We start from the raw sequence: 16,016 nt of genomic DNA on the forward strand, positions 1-16,016 counted from the left end.
TCCGCAAAAAAGCAAATCAGTGCTGGCATTAAGCCTTTAGGCAGTTCAATATTTGTCACAGAATTGACGCCAAGGAACTGGCAAATCTGAGGCATGATGCGGCCTCTTTGCAATTCAGGTTGAACTTTGGTCGTGAGCCTTGTCTTAACTCTCATCGCTTGCGGCCAATTCCAAAAACCGCTCCCCTGAACTAACCGGTTAAATATATGCGCCCATTGAAACAGGCAATTTATTCCAGCCGTACGGCTGACAAGTTCGTCGTACGTCTGCCAGACGGAATGCGGGAACGCATTGCCGAGGTGGCTCGCAATCATCACCGCAGCATGAACTCCGAAATCATCGCGCGCCTGGAGCAAAGCCTTATTCAGGAAGGTGCGTTGGGCGAAGAGTTGAGCATGCGCCTGGACAGCCCCGAGCTGTCACTGCACGAACGCGAACTGCTGCAGCGTTTTCGTCAGCTCTCCCACCGCCAGCAAAATGCTCTCGTCTCGCTCATCGCGCACGACGTCGAGGCGGCCGCAGAAGCCAATTGATAGACAACTGAAAGCCGAAGCCAGCTATGTGCTGGCTTTTTTTTGCTTGAAATTTGAGCAGGGAAGCGCAGCAAAGGGGGCAGAGTTGCCCCCTTGGGTCAGGATCAGAGCAGGAAGATCGTCGCCAGACCCAGGAAGATGAAGAAGCCGCCACTGTCGGTCATGGCGGTAATCATCACGCTGGCACCCATGGCAGGATCGCGCCCAAGGCGCGCCAGGGTCATCGGGATCAACACCCCCATCAGCGCCGCCAGCAGCAGGTTGAGCGTCATGGCGGCCGTCATCACGACGCCAAGCGACCAACTGCCGTAAAGCAAGTAAGCCACCACACCGATCACCCCACCCCACACCAGGCCGTTGATCAAGCCCACCGCCAGCTCCTTGCGCAGCAGTCGCGATGAATTGGCGGTACTCACCTGGTCCAGTGCCATGGCGCGCACGATCATCGTGATCGTCTGGTTGCCCGAGTTGCCGCCGATCCCGGCCACAATCGGCATCAGTGCCGCGAGCGCCACCAGCTTCTCGATCGAGCCTTCGAACAAGCCAATCACCCGCGATGCGATAAAAGCAGTGATCAGGTTGACGGCCAACCAGGCCCAACGGTTTTGCAGCGAGCGCCAGACCGAGGCAAAAATATCTTCCTCTTCACGCAGACCCGCCATGTTGAGGACTTCAGTCTCACTTTCCTCACGAATCAAGTCGACCATTTCATCGATGGTCAAACGGCCAATCAGCTTGCCGTTCTTGTCGACCACCGGGGCCGAGATCAAGTCATAACGCTCGAACGCCTGCGCCGCTTCGTAGGCATCTTCGTCCGGATGAAAACTTACCGTGTCACTGGCCATCAGATCCGCGACTTTCTTGTCCGGGTCATTGACCAGCAAACGCTTGATCGGCAGCACGCCCTTGAGGATGCCTTCGTAATCCACCACGAACAGTTTGTCGGTGTGGCCTGGCAGCTCCTTGAGGCGACGCAGGTAACGCAAGACCACTTCCAGGCTGACGTCTTCGCGGATGGTGACCATCTCGAAGTCCATCAGGGCGCCGACCTGGTCCTCGTCATAGGACAGCGCGGAGCGTACTCGCTCACGCTGCTGGCCATCGAGGGCTTCCATCAGCTCATGCACGACGTCACGCGGCAGCTCAGGGGCCAAGTCAGCGAGTTCGTCGGCATCCATCTCCTTGGCTGCAGCCAGGAGCTCGTGATCGTCCATGTCGGCGATCAGGGTTTCACGCACCGAGTCGGATACTTCGAGAAGGATGTCGCCGTCGCGATCAGCCTTGACCAACTGCCAGAGGGTCAGTCGATCATCGAGGGGCAAGGCTTCGAGAATGTAGGCGACGTCGGCGGAGTGCAGGTCATCGAGCTTGCGTTGCAGCTCGACGAGGTTTTGTCGGTGAACCAGGTTTTCGACGCGGTCGTGGTTCGGACCTTCCTGGCGATGCGTAAGGTCTTCGACCACGCGCTGGCGCTGCAGCAGCTCGATGACTTGAGCCAGGCGATCCTGCAGGCTTTCTTGTGTTTTCTTTACTTCTACTTCGGTCATAGGCGAACTCCACTCCCAGCAGCGGGGCACGCCGGAAGGATCAATCAGTCAATTCATGATTGGTAAAACGGGGTACTGAGTCACTACTGGGTAAGTCCATGGAGGTATTCCACAAGCCCCGGCGGGGCTGACGGGCGCAATCATACACCGCCCGACCGCTTTAAACGTCAAAAAACTGGAAAGAACAAGCGCTTGCGAGCAAAAGCTGAGCAACGGCTGGATCTATGAACTGCGACGACGCAGCCCGAAAGGAAAACACATGACGTAGGAGAAAAGATAAGACCTGGGATAAATCCTACTCAAACCCCAGACGGCAAAAAGCCCGCACTAGGCGGGCTTTTTGTTTGTATGGTGCACTCGACAGGATTCGAACCTGTGACCGCTCGGTTCGTAGCCGAGTACTCTATCCAGCTGAGCTACGAGTGCAGATTGTGTTTTTAGACCAGATCACAACTGGTTGGAGCCAAGTCACCTGCATTGCTGCAACTGACTCTTAAATGGTGCACTCGACAGGATTCGAACCTGTGACCGCTCGGTTCGTAGCCGAGTACTCTATCCAGCTGAGCTACGAGTGCATTTGTTGCCGCGCATTATAGGCCGTTCAATCTCTATGTAAAGCTATTTTTTCGTTTATTTTCAACAACTTACGAAAAAACCAGATTGCAACGTACTAAGCAAATAATGGCGGAGAACGGGGGATTCGAACCCCCGACACCCTTTTGAGGTGTACTCCCTTAGCAGGGGAGCGCCTTCGGCCACTCGGCCAGCTCTCCGCAACACGGGGCGTATATTAACCACGTTCTTCCCCGTTTGCAAACATAAAAAACGATAAAAATTAAAGGCTTGGTTCTTCGTCCTTCTCTTTCTTGATCCGCAGGTAGATTTCCTCGCGGTGGACCGCTACCTCTTTCGGAGCGTTAACCCCAATACGCACTTGATTGCCTTTGACGCCGAGCACGGTCACGGTGATTTCGCCATCACCGATAATCAGGCTTTCTGCGCAACGACGAGTCAGAATCAGCATACCTTTCTCCTCACGCATTTCAGTTCAGGAACAACAGTCTGCAAAAAAAAGGCGTTCGACCTACAACCTGATGGCCATAGCCCTACCCGCCTAAGTATTGTCGAGCCCACGCAAAAGAACATGCGCCCTACAAAAAAAGGAAAGGCGCGGTAAACCGCGCCTTCCTGGCATTACTGCATCACTCGCCCTGTCGGGCCGGAGCGTCCAGCTCGAACGCGGTATGCAGCGCGCGTACAGCCAACTCCAGGTACTTCTCTTCGATCACTACCGAGACCTTGATCTCCGACGTGGAGATCATCTGGATGTTGATGCTCTCCTTGGCCAGGGCCCCAAACATGCGGCTGGCAACGCCGGCATGGGAACGCATGCCCACGCCCACGATCGACACCTTGGCGATCTTGGTATCGCCGACCACTTCACGCGCACCAATCTCGCGGGCAGTGTTCTCCAGGATCTTCAGCGCCGCATCGTACTCGTTGCGGTGCACGGTGAAGGTGAAATCGGTGGTGTTATCGTGGGAAACGTTCTGCACGATCATGTCGACTTCAACATTCGCGTCGCTGATCGGGCCCAGAATCTTGAAAGCCACGCCCGGGGTGTCTGGCACGCCACGGATAGTCAGCTTGGCTTCATCACGGTTGAAAGCGATACCGGAAATGATCGGCTGTTCCATGGATTCCTCTTCATCAATAGTAATGAGGGTGCCCGGACCCTCTTTGAAGCTGTGCAATACGCGCAGCGGAACGTTGTACTTGCCGGCGAACTCCACCGCGCGGATCTGCAACACCTTGGAACCGAGGCTGGCCATTTCCAGCATCTCTTCAAAGGTGATCTTGTCCAGGCGCTGGGCCACGGACACCACACGCGGGTCCGTGGTATAGACGCCGTCCACATCGGTGTAGATCTGGCATTCATCGGCCTTGAGAGCCGCTGCCAGCGCCACGCCGGTGGTGTCCGAACCGCCACGCCCAAGGGTGGTGATGTTGCCGTGCTCGTCCACACCCTGGAAGCCTGCTACAACTACCACACGCCCTGCTTTCAGATCAGTGCGTATTTTCTGATCGTCGATCTGCAGGATGCGCGCCTTGGTATGTGCGCTGTCCGTGAGGATGCGTACCTGGCTGCCAGTGTAGGACACCGCCGGCACACCGCGCTTGTTCAGCGCCATGGCCAGCAAGGCGATGGTCACCTGCTCACCCGTGGACACAATCACATCCAGCTCACGCGGCAGCGGCGGTTGATCACCGCTGATAGCCTTGGCCAGGTCGATCAGGCGATTGGTCTCGCCGCTCATGGCCGACAGCACCACCACCAGGTCGTCGCCGGCATCGCGGAATTTCTTAACCTTGTCGGCCACCTGCTCGATTCGTTCGACGGAGCCGACCGAGGTGCCTCCAAATTTCTGTACGATCAAAGCCATTTCTAAGCCGCCTCAGCCCGTAAAGGGGCGCCCAATAAACCAATCTTCCAGCACCTGCGCGCGCCCATGACTAGACCATGGGCACGCCACCAGTGCCTTAAATACCCGCTTCGACAAACGGCACGGTCAGGGCCAGGGCCGCGTCCAGGGCACCGGCGTCTACACCACCGCCTTGTGCCATGTCTGGACGACCACCGCCCTTCCCGCCCATTGCCGCAGCGGCTTGCTTCATCAAATCACCGGCCTTGAGTTGGCCAGTCAGGTCCTTGGTTACACCGGCAACCAGAACGACCTTATCCTCATGGACACCGCCGAGCAGGATCACTGCGCGGCCGAGCTTGTTCTTCAACTGATCGACCAAGGCCAACAGCGCCTTGCCGTCCTGACCGTCCAGGCGCGTGGCCAGGACTTTCACACCCTTGACGTCCAACGCCGTGGCCGACAGATCGTCGCCCGCCGCGCTGGCTGCCTTGGCTTGCAACTGCTCCAGCTGTTTCTCCAGGGCGCGATTGCGCTCCAGCACGGCGGACAGCTTGTCGATCAGGTTGTCGCGGCTGCCCTTGACCAGGCTGGCCGCTTCCTTGAGTTGTTCTTCGGCGGCATTGAGGTAGGCCAGGGCCGCAGCGCCAGTCACTGCCTCAATACGGCGCACACCGGACGCCACACCGCCTTCGCTGATGATTTTCATCAGGGCAATGTCGCCGGTACGATTGGCGTGGATACCGCCACACAGTTCTACCGAGAAATCGCCGCCCATGCTCAGCACGCGCACGCTGTCGCCGTACTTCTCGCCGAACAGCGCCATGGCGCCCTTGGCCTTGGCGGTCTCGATATCGGTTTCTTCGGTTTGCACCGGGGTGTTCTTGCGGATCTCGGCGTTGACGATGTCTTCCAGCGCCTTGATCTGCTCAGGCTTGATCGCTTCGAAGTGGCTGAAGTCGAAACGCAGGCGCTGGCTATCCACCAACGAGCCTTTCTGCTGGACGTGATCGCCCAGCACCTGGCGCAGTGCGGCGTGCAGCAAGTGCGTGGCCGAGTGATTCAGTGCAGTGGCGTGGCGTACATCGGCATCGACCTGGGTATCGACCGGCGCACCAATCGTCAGGTTGCCCAGCACCATCACACCGTGATGCAGGAACGCACCGCCGGTCTTGGTGGTGTCGCGCACGTCAAAACGGCCGGACGTCGAACTCAGGAAACCACAGTCACCGACCTGGCCACCGGATTCGGCGTAGAACGGGGTCTGGTCCAGGACCACGACGGCCTCTTCGCCTTCGTTCAGCACGTCGACCGACTTGCCGTCTTTATAAATGGCGACGATCTTGGCCGAGCCCACGGTGGCGCTGTAGCCGGTGAACTCGGTCGGTACGTCAACCTTGACCAGGGTGTTGTAGTCCAGGCCAAAGGAGCTGGCGGAACGCGCACGCACACGCTGGGCTTCCATCTCACGCTCAAAACCGGCTTCGTCGATGGTCAGCTCGCGCTCACGGGCGATGTCGGCGGTCAGGTCCATCGGGAAGCCGTAGGTGTCGTACAGCTTGAACACCACGTCACCCGGCACCACGGTGCCCTTGAGGCCAGCCAGATCCTGCTCGAGGATTTTCAGGCCGTGGTCCAGGGTCTTGGAGAACTGCTCTTCTTCGGCCTTGAGCACGCGCTCGATATTGCCTTGCTGCTGCTTGAGTTCCGGGAAGGCTTCGCCCATCTCGGCAACCAGTGCCGCAACGATCTTGTAGAAGAAGCTGCCGGTGGCGCCCAGCTTGTTACCGTGGCGGCAGGCGCGACGGATGATGCGGCGCAGCACATAACCGCGGCCTTCGTTCGACGGCAGCACGCCATCGGCGATCAGGAAGCCGCAGGAACGGATGTGGTCCGACACCACCTTGAGCGAAGACTGGCTTTCATTGGCGCAGCCAATGGCCGCCGCCGAAGCGCTCAGCAGGTTGGTGAACAGGTCGATTTCGTAGTTGGAGTGCACGTGCTGCATCACCGCACTGATCCGCTCCAGGCCCATGCCGGTGTCTACCGACGGCGCTGGCAGCGGATGCAACACGCCATCGGCGGTGCGGTTGAACTGCATGAACACGTTGTTCCAGATCTCGATGTAACGGTCGCCGTCTTCTTCCGGCGAGCCCGGCGGGCCACCCCAGATGTCGGCGCCGTGGTCGTAGAAGATCTCGGTGCAAGGGCCGCACGGGCCGGTATCGCCCATGGTCCAGAAGTTGTCGGAAGCGTACGGCGCGCCTTTGTTGTCGCCGATACGGATCATGCGCTCTTCAGGCACGCCGATGTGTTGGGTCCAGATGTCATACGCTTCGTCGTCCGTGGCATACACGGTGACCCAGAGTTTTTCCTTCGGCAGCTTCAGCACGCCGGTGAGGAAAGTCCAGGCGAAGGTGATCGCATCTTTCTTGAAATAGTCGCCAAAGCTGAAGTTGCCCAGCATTTCGAAGAACGTGTGGTGACGCGCGGTGTAACCGACGTTTTCCAGGTCACTGTTCTTGCCGCCGGCGCGTACGCACTTCTGGCTGCTGGTGGCGCGGGTATAGGCGCGCTTTTCCTGGCCCAGGAAGCAGTCCTTGAACTGGTTCATCCCCGCGTTGGTGAACAGCAGGGTTGGGTCATTGCCTGGGATCAAGGAGCTGGAGGCTACACGGGTGTGGCCTTGCTCTTCGAAGAAGCGAAGGAAGGCTTCACGGATTTCTGCGCTTTTCATTAGGTTCTTCCACGGAGGCTGCGGCCAAAGGCCAGTGCGCAACATCATCAGACGGAGCGACGGCAAAGGGCCGCATTATATCGGCCCTTTGCCGGTGGTACAGCGTGTTTATACGATTGAAACGTTCAATTAGACGGTGTGCAGGCTCATTTGCGCGAAAATTCGACGAATGTCGCCAGCACCTGTTCGATCTGCGCGCGGCTCACATCCAAATGGGTGACCATGCGCAGGCGCGGGGCGGCGCTCAACTTGATCCCACGCTCGGCGGCAAACGCCTTCAACGCCTGGGCCTGCTCGCCAATCTGCACGTAGACCATGTTGGTCTGCACCGGCTCCACCGTGTAGCCGGCCTTGCGCAGTTCATCCCCCAGCCATTGCGCGTTGGCATGGTCGTCGGCCAGGCGCTGCACCTGGTGATCCAGCGCGTACAGCCCCGCCGCCGCCAGCGAACCGGCCTGGCGCATGCCGCCGCCGACCATCTTGCGCAGGCGCCGCGCCTTGGCGATCAACACCGCAGAGCCACACAACACCGAGCCAATCGGCGCGCCCAGGCCTTTGGACAGGCACACCGAGACCGAATCGAAATACCCGGCGATCACCCGCGCATCCACCTCCAGCTTGACCGCCGCGTTGTAGATCCGCGCGCCGTCCAGGTGCAGCGCCAGGCCATGCTCGCGGGTAAACGCGCGCGCCCTGGCCAGGTATTCCAGGGGCAGCACCTTGCCCTGCATGGTGTTTTCCAACGCCAGCAGGCGCGTGCGGGCGAAGTGGAAGTCGTCGGGCTTGATCGCCTCCAGCACCTGGTCCAGGTCCAGGGAGCCGTCCGCCTGCACCTCCAGCGGCTGCGGCTGAATCGAACCGAGCACCGCCGCGCCACCGCCTTCGTATTTGTAGGTGTGGGCTTGCTGGCCGACGATGTATTCCTCGCCGCGCTCACAGTGCGCCATCAACGCCAGCAGGTTGCTCATGGTGCCGGTGGGCACGAACAACGCCGCGTCGAAGCCCAGGCGCTTGGCCATCTCGGCTTCCAGCAGGTTGACGCTGGGGTCTTCGCCATACACGTCGTCGCCGCTGGCGGCGTTGGCCATGGCGTCTCGCATGCCGGGGGTGGGTTGGGTCACGGTGTCGCTGCGCAGGTCGATCACAGACATGAAACAGGCCTCTAACGGATTGGATAAGTCCTTTTGCAGATCATTACTGCGGGCAACGCCACGGAATATCAAGCCCCGGGCATATTCAATCGAATACCAACCAAACAAACCGATATAGCCTATCGATACGGCAGCCGTGCAGTTTTTGAAAAACCATGATAAAAACTCTCCGCCGCCAGGGTTCTGGTGGCAACGTTCTCAGGGCGGGGTGCAATTCCCCACCGGCGGTAATTACACGCAATGTGTATAGCCCGCGAGCGCTTGGCGCCTCGAACTGCTCACGCGGGACGGCGCCAAGGTCAGCAGACCCGGTGTGATCCCGGGGCCGACGGTCATAGTCCGGATGAAGAGAGAACGGGATTGGCACCTAAGGGCCGCTCGTCTTGCGTACCCTTAAATCCCATTCGATTCATATCGCCCTGTTTTTTTCTTAAACAGGAGTCAGAACATGCAACCCACCGCAATCGACAGCAAAAGCAAAAACCATCACGGCGAGCGCGTCGCGTTTATCCAGGCCTGCTGGCACAAGGATATTGTCGACCAATCGCGCAAAGGCTTCCTCGCCGAAATGATCGCCCAGGGCTACCAGGAATCGGACATCGATTTCTTCGAAGTCGGCGGTGCCTTTGAAATGCCCCTGCACGCCAAGCTGCTGGCCAAGACCGGCCGCTACGCCGGTATCGTTGCCGCCGCGCTGGTGGTGGACGGCGGCATCTACCGCCACGAGTTCGTGGCGCAGTCGGTGGTCAGCGGCCTGATGCAGGTGCAGCTGGAAACCGAAGTGCCGGTGTTCTCGGTGTCGCTGACGCCGCATCACTTCCATGCGGGCAGCGAGCACCACACCTTCTTCTACGAGCACTTCGTGCACAAGGGCCAGGAAGCGGCACGCACCTGCGCCGACACCCTGCACAAGGTCCGCGCGATCCGCCGCAGCGAGCCGCGTGCCGTAGCGGTCTAAGCCACACTGCAAAACAAATGTGGGAGCGGGCTTGCCCGCGATAGCGGTGGGTCAGTCACAGCATTGTTGACTGACACTCCGTAATCGCGGGCAAGCCCGCTCCCACACAGGACTGCGTTAAACCTTAAGCACTAGGCCAACCCGGCATCCGTGGTCGGCACAATCAGGATCCCCGCCCGCAAACCATTCTTCACCTTCGGGTTCGGGAAGATGATGCGCGCGCCCTCCTCCTCGATCACCCAACGGGTCTTGGCCACGTCTTCGGCCAGCAGATAGCCCTTCTCCAACTCCGAAAAGTTTTCCACATCCGCTGGCAAGTGCAGCAGGAACGCATCGCTGTGCTTGATCACTTCCCGCGCCACGGCGAACAGTTTCAGGCCGTCGAGGCTGTCGGTTGCAGGTTCGGTGCCTTCGATCATCTGCTTCAAGCGGGTTTCCAGGCGTGACACGTCCACCCCCTGGTTCTGCCCGAACGGCCGCGCCTTGCCCAATTCCAGGGTGAAGGCCTCGGCGTCGAGTTGCTCGTAGGTAAAGGCGGTGAAGGTGATGGAAGTCTTGTTCTGCAACAGCACCGCTTCCATGCCGGCGGCACGCAGGCGCTCCAGTTCGCGACGGGAATGCTGGCGCCCGGCTTTCCACGGGTACAAGGCGAACTGCTCGATCTTCGAACCGCGAATCGCGGTGTGCAGGTCGTAATGCAGGCGCGCTCGGTCGGGCAGGCTGAAAAAACTGCGAGCCAGTTGCTCCAGCTCGGCGGCACGCATGGCCTCCGGGCCGATGTTTTGTTCGTGACGGCCATTGAACAGCCGGTTGACGTCCAGTTCCAGGTAACGCTCACCGCGACGCATGGCTTCGGGGTTGCCGAACAGGAACAGAATACGGTTGCGGGGCTTGATCTCCCCACGGGCAATGCCATGCAACAGGCGGTCGAGCAGTTCGATCGGCGCCGTTTCGTTGCCATGGATGCCGGACGACAGCAGCAGGTCGCTGCCGTCGTCTCGGCCCTGCGGTGGGCGCACTTCCAGCGCGCCCTCGCTGAGCCAGCGCATCTGCACGCCGTCGACAGTCAGTTGAATTTTTTGCGCCGGTTCGCGACCGGCGAGGGTCAGTTCAAGCAGTTTGCCGAGGGCGAGCATAAGCAGCTTCTCTTAGTGGTTGCAGCCTGGACCGTGGACGTGATCGTCGTCGTCACCTTCAACGTCAGCCGGTTCCATTTCCAGTTGCAGGCTCATCAGGTTGGTGGCCAATGGGCGCATCAGCAGGTTGGCGTATTCAGCATCGCCTTCTTCCACGTCCACGCCGATCAGCAGTTGGCCACGGCCGTCGTGCTGGATCCAGATTTCCTTGCCCTGCCACACCACGGCGACGCGGGTGCAGGAGGTTTCCAGCTGGGTGCCGTCGGTGTCTTCAAGAATCAGTTTCAGGGTGTCGGTGGTCATATATATAACTCTCAGCCGTGCGGCGTTAATTGATCTGGAAAGGATAAACCGCGCCCAGTTTAAGGATTTGCGTCAGTTCATCCAGTGCCGTCCGGCATTCAAGCAACAACTGCGGGTCAGCCAGGTCGCTTTCGCGCAAGCTGTCGCGGTAGTGCTTGCCTACCCACTGGGTCAGTGTTTCGTACAACGGCGCGGTCATGATAACCCCTGGATTCACCGCCGCCAGTTCCGTTTCGTTCAACGCCACGCGCAAACGCAGGCACGCCGGGCCACCGCCGTTCTGCATGCTTTGCTTGAGGTCGAAGACTTTGACTTCACGGATCAGCCCGCCCGACGCAGTCAGGCCTTGCAGGTACTGCCACACGCGTTCGTTGGCGCGGCATTCTTCCGGCACGATCAGCAGCATCGAGCCGTCGGCGCGAGTCAGCAACTGGCTGTTGAACAGGTAGGAACGCACCGCGTCCTCGACACTGACCAGGGCACGGGGCACGCAGACGGACTGGAAGTTGCCGCCCAGTTTGCCCAACTTGGCTTGCAGCTCAGCGAGCATCTGTTCGGTATTGAGGAACGCATCCTCGTGATAGAACAGCACTTCGCCATTGCCCACCGCGATCACGTCGTTGTGGAACACACCGGCATCGATCACCGCCGGGTTCTGCTGGGCGTAGACCACGCCGTGGTCCTTCAGGCCGTGCAAGCGCGCAACCGCCTGGGACGCTTCAAGCGTCTGGCGCGCCGGGTACTTTTGCGGCGCCGGGAAGCGGCTGTCGAACGCACTGCGGCCGAACACAAAAAACTCCACGCCCGCGTCACCGTACTCACGGCAGAAACGCGTGTGGTTGGCCGCGCCTTCATCACCGAACTGCGCCACCGCCGGCAACGCGGCGTGGTGGGCGAAGTGCTTGGCGTCGGCAAACATCGCCCCCAGCACGCGGCTGGTGGTCGGGTGTTCGATGCTGCGGTGGTATTTGCAGTTCAGGTTGGCGGCGGTGAAGTGCACGCGGCCGTCGGCGGTGTCGGCGCTTGGGCTGACCGTGGCGGCGTTGGCCACCCACATGCTCGATGCCGAGCAGCTGGCGACCAGCAATGGCATGGCGTCCTTGGCGGCTTGCTGGATCACCTGGGCGTCGCTGCCGCTGAAGCCGAGGCTGCGCAAGGCGGCGACGTCGGGACGTTCCTGTGGTGCGAGCACGCCCTGGGCAAAGCCCATGTCCATCAGGGCCTTCATTTTTTGCAGGCCCTGCAACGCCGCTTCCTTGGGGTTGGAATGCTGCTGGCTGTTGCTCTGGGACGCGACGTTGCCAAAGGACAAACCGCCGTAGTTATGGGTCGGCCCCACTAGACCGTCAAAATTGACTTCATAGGATTTCATCGGCGAGGCTCCACGAACATCTGTTTTTATAGGCATTAATTGCAGGTCTATATCTGTAAACCCGATCAACTGTGGGAGCTGGCTTGCCTGCGATGGCATCACCTCGGTGTACCTGAAAGACCGAGTCGCCTGTATCGCAGGCAAGCCAGCTCCCACACAAGCCTGCTTCCACCTTTAGTTCAGCGTAATACCTGGGGTCAGCGTGGCTGGCACCACCAGGCTCGGGGTCTCCAACGACGCCACCGGATACGCACAATAATCCGCCGCGTAATACGCACTGGCACGATGATTCCCCGAGGCCCCGACCCCACCAAACGGCGCAGTACTCGCGGCGCCCGTCAGCTGTTTGTTCCAGTTGACGATCCCCGCGCGGCTTTCCAGCCAGAACTGCTGGTAACGCGCTTCGGAGTCCGACAACAAGCCAGCGGCCAGGCCGTACTGGGTGTTGTTGGCCTCGGCAATCGCGCCTGCAAAATCAGCGTAGCGAATCACTTGCAACAGCGGGCCGAACAGTTCTTCGTCTTCGCGCTCGGTCACGCCGGTCACATCGATAATGCCGGGCGTCAGCAGCGCGGCCTGATCCTGCGGCTGGGTCATTTCCAGCAGCGCCACGGCGCCGTTGGCGAGCATCAATTCCTGGGCCTCCATCAACGCTTTGGCAGCCGCCAGGGAAATCACCGAGCCCATGAACGGCGCCGGTTGCTGGTCGAATGCGCCCACTTCGATAGTCGCGCTGACTGCCACCAGGCGCGCCAACAACGCATCGCCCCACGCGCCTTCCGGCACCAGCAGGCGACGGGCACAGGTGCAACGCTGGCCGGCGGAGATAAACGCCGACTGGATAATGGTGTAGACCGCCGCATCCACGTCGGCCACTTCATCCACCACCAGCGGGTTGTTGCCGCCCATTTCCAGGGCGAGGATCTTGTCCGGGCGCCCGGAGAATTGCTGGTGCAGATGATTGCCGGTGCGGCTGGAACCGGTGAAGAACAACCCGTCGATCCCAGGATTCGCCGCCAACGCGATGCCGGTTTCCCGCGCGCCTTGCAGCAGGTTCAACACGCCCGCCGGCAAACCGGCTTCGATCCAGCATTGCACGGTCAGCTCGGCGACTTTCGGCGTCAGCTCGCTCGGCTTGAACAGCACGGTATTGCCCGCCAGCAGCGCCGGGACGATATGCCCGTTGGGCAAATGGCCGGGGAAGTTGTACGGGCCAAACACCGCCACCACGCCGTGGGGCTTGTGGCGCAGCACGGCGGTGGCGTCGCCCAGGGGGCCGCTCTTCTCGCCGGTACGCTCGCGGTAGCTTTGCACCGAGATGGCGATCTTGTTGGCCATGCTGGTGACTTCGGTGGCCGACTCCCACAGCGGCTTGCCGGTTTCCTCACCGATGCAGCGAGCGATTTCATCGGCGCGTTGTTTCAGGGTGGCGGCGAAGGTTTCCAACACACCGATGCGCTCTTCCAGCGAACGCTTGGCCCAGGCCGGGAACGCCTGGCGTGCAGCCTGCACGGCGGACTCAACCTGCTCGGCGGTGGCGCCATTGCCGGCCCACAGCACGTGCTGGGTCACCGGGTTGCGCGATTCAAACAGCTCACCCTGGCCCGCCAGCCAGCTACCTGCGATATACAGCGAATTCATTATTTCGACTCCCGAGCAGCAGACAACGGAACAGCACGCACTTGATCACCCACCACCAGTTGCAGGCGCTTGGCGGTCAGCGGATCGACCACCAGCGTGCCTGCCGCCAGACGGGCTGGAGCGGCCGTGATGCGGCACTCCTCGCGCTTGCGGTTATGGATCAGGAACGGCGTGGCATCGTCCCCCGGCGTGCCGATGGCCAGCACCAGCGATTGGCTGTCGCGCACCGCACGGATCTTGCTGGTTTCACACTCCACCGCCGGGCCCGCGTCAAAGATATCGACGTAGCCCTGGTAGCTGAAACCTTCGCTCTTGAGCATGCTCAGCGCCGGTTCGGTGTCCGGGTGGACCTTGCCGATCACGTTGCGCGCATCCTCGGACAGGAAGCAGCTGTACAGCGGGAACTTCGGCATCAGCTCGGCGATAAACGCCTTGTTGCCCACGCCGGTGAGGTAATCCGCCTGGCTGAATTCCATCTTGAAGAAGTGCCGGCCCAGGCTTTCCCAGAACGGCGAACGCCCGGCGTCGTTGGACACCCCGCGCATCTCGGCGATGATCTTGTTGCCGAACAACTGCGGGAACTCGGCGATAAACAACATGCGCGCCTTGGCCAGCATGCGGCCGTTGAGGCCGGTGCGGTAATCGGCGTGCAGGAACAACGAGCACAGCTCGGAGTTGCCGGTGAGGTCGTTGGCCAAAAACAGCGTAGGGATTTCGCGGTAGATATTCAGTTCCTGGGAGGCGCTGACTGTCAGGCCGACCCGGAAGTTGTACCAAGGCTCGCGCAGGCCGACGGCGCCCGCAATGGCGGAAATGCCCACCACACGGCCTTCGTCGTTTTCCAGCACGAACAGGTAGTCTGCATCGCCGCGCCCGGCTTCGCCGCGAAAGGTTTTCTCGGCCCAGCCAACCCGGTGAGTCAGGCGCTCTTCGTTGGCCGGCAAGGTGGTGAGGCCGGTGCCGGTGCTGCGCGCCAGGTCAATCAGGGCCGGTAAATCGCTGCTGCGTACGGGACGAACGATCATGCTATCTCCTCAGACGGGCCGCCCGCTAAAGGCCACCCGCGAAACTCTGTGTTAAACCGCAACCAAACGCACGCTGGCGCCTTCGCCGACACCCAGCGCTTCCGCTGCGGCCAGATCCAGGGTCACCGGTTTGCCGGGCGCGTAGTCCAGTTCCAGCAGCACCGCGCGGTAATCCTGCAACGACGCATTGCTCACCAGGTACTGGCGGCCGACACCCTTGACCATCTCGCCGATCTTCACCGGCACCACGCGGCTCTGGGCAATCGAGCGAATGCCCGAGACCCGTGCATGCAGCGTCGGGCCACCGTCGAAGATGTCGATGTAATGGTCGGTCTCGAAGCCTTCGCGCATCAGGATGTCGAAGGTGATCTGCGCACGCGGGTGCACCTGGCCCATCGCCTCTTGGGCTTCGTCGGGCAGCAGTGGCACGTAGATCGGGTAGTGCGGCATCAGTTCGGCGAGGAAGGTACGGCTTTTCAGCCCGCACAGGCGCTCGGCCGCGGCGTAGTTGAGGTCGAAGAAGTTGCGGCCGATGGCGTCCCAGAACGGCGAGTCACCGTTCTCGTCGCTGTAGCCGACGATCTCGGTCACCACCGAGTCGGCAAAGCGCTCGGGGTGGCTGGCGACGAACAGCAGGCGGCCACGGGAATTGAGTTCCGACCACGGCGAACCGACCAGCTCGGGCACCACATAGAAGCTGGTGAGCAGGCTGTTGCCGGTGAGGTCGTGGCACTGGGAAAGCACGTGGATCTTGTTGTGGATCTTCAGCTCGCGGGAGGCGTGCACGAAGGTCTCGTTACGAAAACTGTAGAAGGGTTCCGAATAGCCGGCCGACGCGACAATGGCCGAGCAACCGGCGAGCTTGCCGGTCTCGGTGTCTTCGAGCACGAAGAAATAGCTTTCTTCACCGTTGAAACTCACCTCGGCCGCGAAGGACGCTTCGCTGGCGGCGATCTTGTCGCTGAGGCGTTCGACATCATCCGGCAAGGAGGTGACACCAATCGGGCTGTCCGCAGCCAGACGCTGTACCTCGCCCAGATCAGCCATTTGCGCGGGGCGCATCACCAGCATGGTGTCACTCCTTAACTCGAAAAACTCATAGAGGGAAAAATGCCGGACACGGAATTTGGATTCACATAAATCCAATGTGGGAGCGGGCTTGCCCGCGATAGCAGTCTGTCAGTTGATGA

Annotated in this window: 13 protein-coding genes, 3 tRNA genes and 1 riboswitch; of the genes, 2 read left to right on the forward strand and 14 right to left on the reverse strand. The window is 60.5% G+C overall.

From position 1 onward, the window contains the following. The first annotated feature begins 206 nt into the window (after nt 1-206). Nucleotides 207-533, forward strand: a complete 327-nt coding sequence (locus B348_RS0122020; RefSeq protein ID WP_003193592.1) for an Arc family DNA-binding protein — start codon at nt 207-209, stop codon at nt 531-533. A gap of 104 nt (nt 534-637) precedes the next feature. Here the strand turns inward: B348_RS0122020 and mgtE are convergent, their stop codons facing one another. From mgtE to ltaE, 8 genes are all read right to left on the reverse strand, one after another. Next, nucleotides 638-2,080, reverse strand: a complete 1,443-nt coding sequence (gene mgtE, locus B348_RS0122025; protein ID WP_017738211.1) for a magnesium transporter — start codon at nt 2,078-2,080, stop codon at nt 638-640. A 349-nt stretch (nt 2,081-2,429) separates the two neighbouring features. Beyond that, nucleotides 2,430-2,506, reverse strand: a tRNA-Arg gene (locus B348_RS0122030). Nucleotides 2,507-2,578: 72 nt separating this feature from the next. Beyond that, nucleotides 2,579-2,655 (reverse strand) — tRNA-Arg (locus tag B348_RS0122035). 107 nt (nt 2,656-2,762) lie between these two features. Beyond that, nucleotides 2,763-2,853: transfer RNA gene (locus tag B348_RS0122040), tRNA-Ser, on the reverse strand. Between the two features lie 62 nt (nt 2,854-2,915). Continuing rightward, nucleotides 2,916-3,104 carry a carbon storage regulator CsrA gene (gene csrA, locus B348_RS0122045; protein ID WP_003175645.1) on the reverse strand — a complete coding sequence of 63 codons (189 nt, stop codon included), beginning with the start codon at nt 3,102-3,104 and terminating at the stop codon, nt 2,916-2,918. A gap of 178 nt (nt 3,105-3,282) precedes the next feature. After that, entirely contained in the window at nt 3,283-4,524 is a 1,242-nt protein-coding gene (locus B348_RS0122050) for an aspartate kinase (protein WP_017738212.1), read from the reverse strand. A 97-nt stretch (nt 4,525-4,621) separates the two neighbouring features. Continuing rightward, nucleotides 4,622-7,240, reverse strand: a complete 2,619-nt coding sequence (alaS, locus tag B348_RS0122055; protein WP_017738213.1) for an alanine--tRNA ligase — start codon at nt 7,238-7,240, stop codon at nt 4,622-4,624. Nucleotides 7,241-7,386: 146 nt separating this feature from the next. Then, a complete protein-coding gene (ltaE, locus tag B348_RS0122060; RefSeq protein ID WP_017738214.1) occupies nt 7,387-8,391 on the reverse strand; it encodes a low-specificity L-threonine aldolase in 1,005 nt (334 codons plus the stop codon). Nucleotides 8,392-8,581: 190 nt separating this feature from the next. Beyond that, nucleotides 8,582-8,751, forward strand: a riboswitch (FMN riboswitch). An 88-nt stretch (nt 8,752-8,839) separates the two neighbouring features. Here ltaE and B348_RS0122065 point away from each other — a divergent pair. Next, nucleotides 8,840-9,349: a 6,7-dimethyl-8-ribityllumazine synthase gene (locus tag B348_RS0122065; protein ID WP_003233516.1), complete on the forward strand. Its 510-nt coding sequence runs from the start codon at nt 8,840-8,842 to the stop codon at nt 9,347-9,349. Nucleotides 9,350-9,480: 131 nt separating this feature from the next. On the opposite strand, the gene astE is transcribed toward B348_RS0122065, so the two are convergent. The 6 genes from astE to aruF form a co-directional block, all read right to left on the reverse strand. After that, the gene (gene astE / locus B348_RS0122070) at nt 9,481-10,485 is read right to left on the reverse strand and encodes a succinylglutamate desuccinylase (protein WP_017738215.1); all 1,005 of its coding nucleotides are present in this window, start codon (nt 10,483-10,485) and stop codon (nt 9,481-9,483) included. A 12-nt stretch (nt 10,486-10,497) separates the two neighbouring features. Further along, nucleotides 10,498-10,788: a hypothetical protein gene (locus tag B348_RS0122075; protein WP_003214319.1), complete on the reverse strand. Its 291-nt coding sequence runs from the start codon at nt 10,786-10,788 to the stop codon at nt 10,498-10,500. A 25-nt stretch (nt 10,789-10,813) separates the two neighbouring features. Continuing rightward, complete coding sequence (astB, locus tag B348_RS0122080) at nt 10,814-12,160, reverse strand: N-succinylarginine dihydrolase (protein WP_017738216.1); 1,347 nt, start codon at nt 12,158-12,160, stop codon at nt 10,814-10,816. Between the two features lie 174 nt (nt 12,161-12,334). Next, nucleotides 12,335-13,804: a succinylglutamate-semialdehyde dehydrogenase gene (gene astD, locus B348_RS0122085; protein WP_177325348.1), complete on the reverse strand. Its 1,470-nt coding sequence runs from the start codon at nt 13,802-13,804 to the stop codon at nt 12,335-12,337. Beyond that, complete coding sequence (astA, locus tag B348_RS0122090; RefSeq protein WP_017738218.1) at nt 13,801-14,826, reverse strand: arginine N-succinyltransferase; 1,026 nt, start codon at nt 14,824-14,826, stop codon at nt 13,801-13,803. The genes astD and astA overlap by 4 nt, the downstream gene beginning before the upstream one ends. Nucleotides 14,827-14,877: 51 nt before the next feature. Then, entirely contained in the window at nt 14,878-15,897 is a 1,020-nt protein-coding gene (gene aruF / locus B348_RS0122095) for an arginine/ornithine succinyltransferase subunit alpha (RefSeq protein WP_017738219.1), read from the reverse strand. Nucleotides 15,898-16,016: the final 119 nt, after the last annotated feature.

The organism is Pseudomonas sp. CBZ-4, from assembly GCF_000346755.1.
Classification (GTDB): domain Bacteria; phylum Pseudomonadota; class Gammaproteobacteria; order Pseudomonadales; family Pseudomonadaceae; genus Aquipseudomonas.

Coding starts and splice junctions, on each gene's coding strand:
- B348_RS0122020 (WP_003193592.1), top strand. CDS start 207: ATGCGCCCATTGAAACAGGCAATTTATTCCAGCCGTACGGCTGACAAG.
- mgtE (WP_017738211.1), bottom strand. CDS start 2,080: ATGACCGAAGTAGAAGTAAAGAAAACACAAGAAAGCCTGCAGGATCGC.
- csrA (WP_003175645.1), bottom strand. CDS start 3,104: ATGCTGATTCTGACTCGTCGTTGCGCAGAAAGCCTGATTATCGGTGAT.
- B348_RS0122050 (WP_017738212.1), bottom strand. CDS start 4,524: ATGGCTTTGATCGTACAGAAATTTGGAGGCACCTCGGTCGGCTCCGTC.
- alaS (WP_017738213.1), bottom strand. CDS start 7,240: ATGAAAAGCGCAGAAATCCGTGAAGCCTTCCTTCGCTTCTTCGAAGAG.
- ltaE (WP_017738214.1), bottom strand. CDS start 8,391: ATGTCTGTGATCGACCTGCGCAGCGACACCGTGACCCAACCCACCCCC.
- B348_RS0122065 (WP_003233516.1), top strand. CDS start 8,840: ATGCAACCCACCGCAATCGACAGCAAAAGCAAAAACCATCACGGCGAG.
- astE (WP_017738215.1), bottom strand. CDS start 10,485: ATGCTCGCCCTCGGCAAACTGCTTGAACTGACCCTCGCCGGTCGCGAA.
- B348_RS0122075 (WP_003214319.1), bottom strand. CDS start 10,788: ATGACCACCGACACCCTGAAACTGATTCTTGAAGACACCGACGGCACC.
- astB (WP_017738216.1), bottom strand. CDS start 12,160: ATGAAATCCTATGAAGTCAATTTTGACGGTCTAGTGGGGCCGACCCAT.
- astA (WP_017738218.1), bottom strand. CDS start 14,826: ATGATCGTTCGTCCCGTACGCAGCAGCGATTTACCGGCCCTGATTGAC.
- aruF (WP_017738219.1), bottom strand. CDS start 15,897: ATGCTGGTGATGCGCCCCGCGCAAATGGCTGATCTGGGCGAGGTACAG.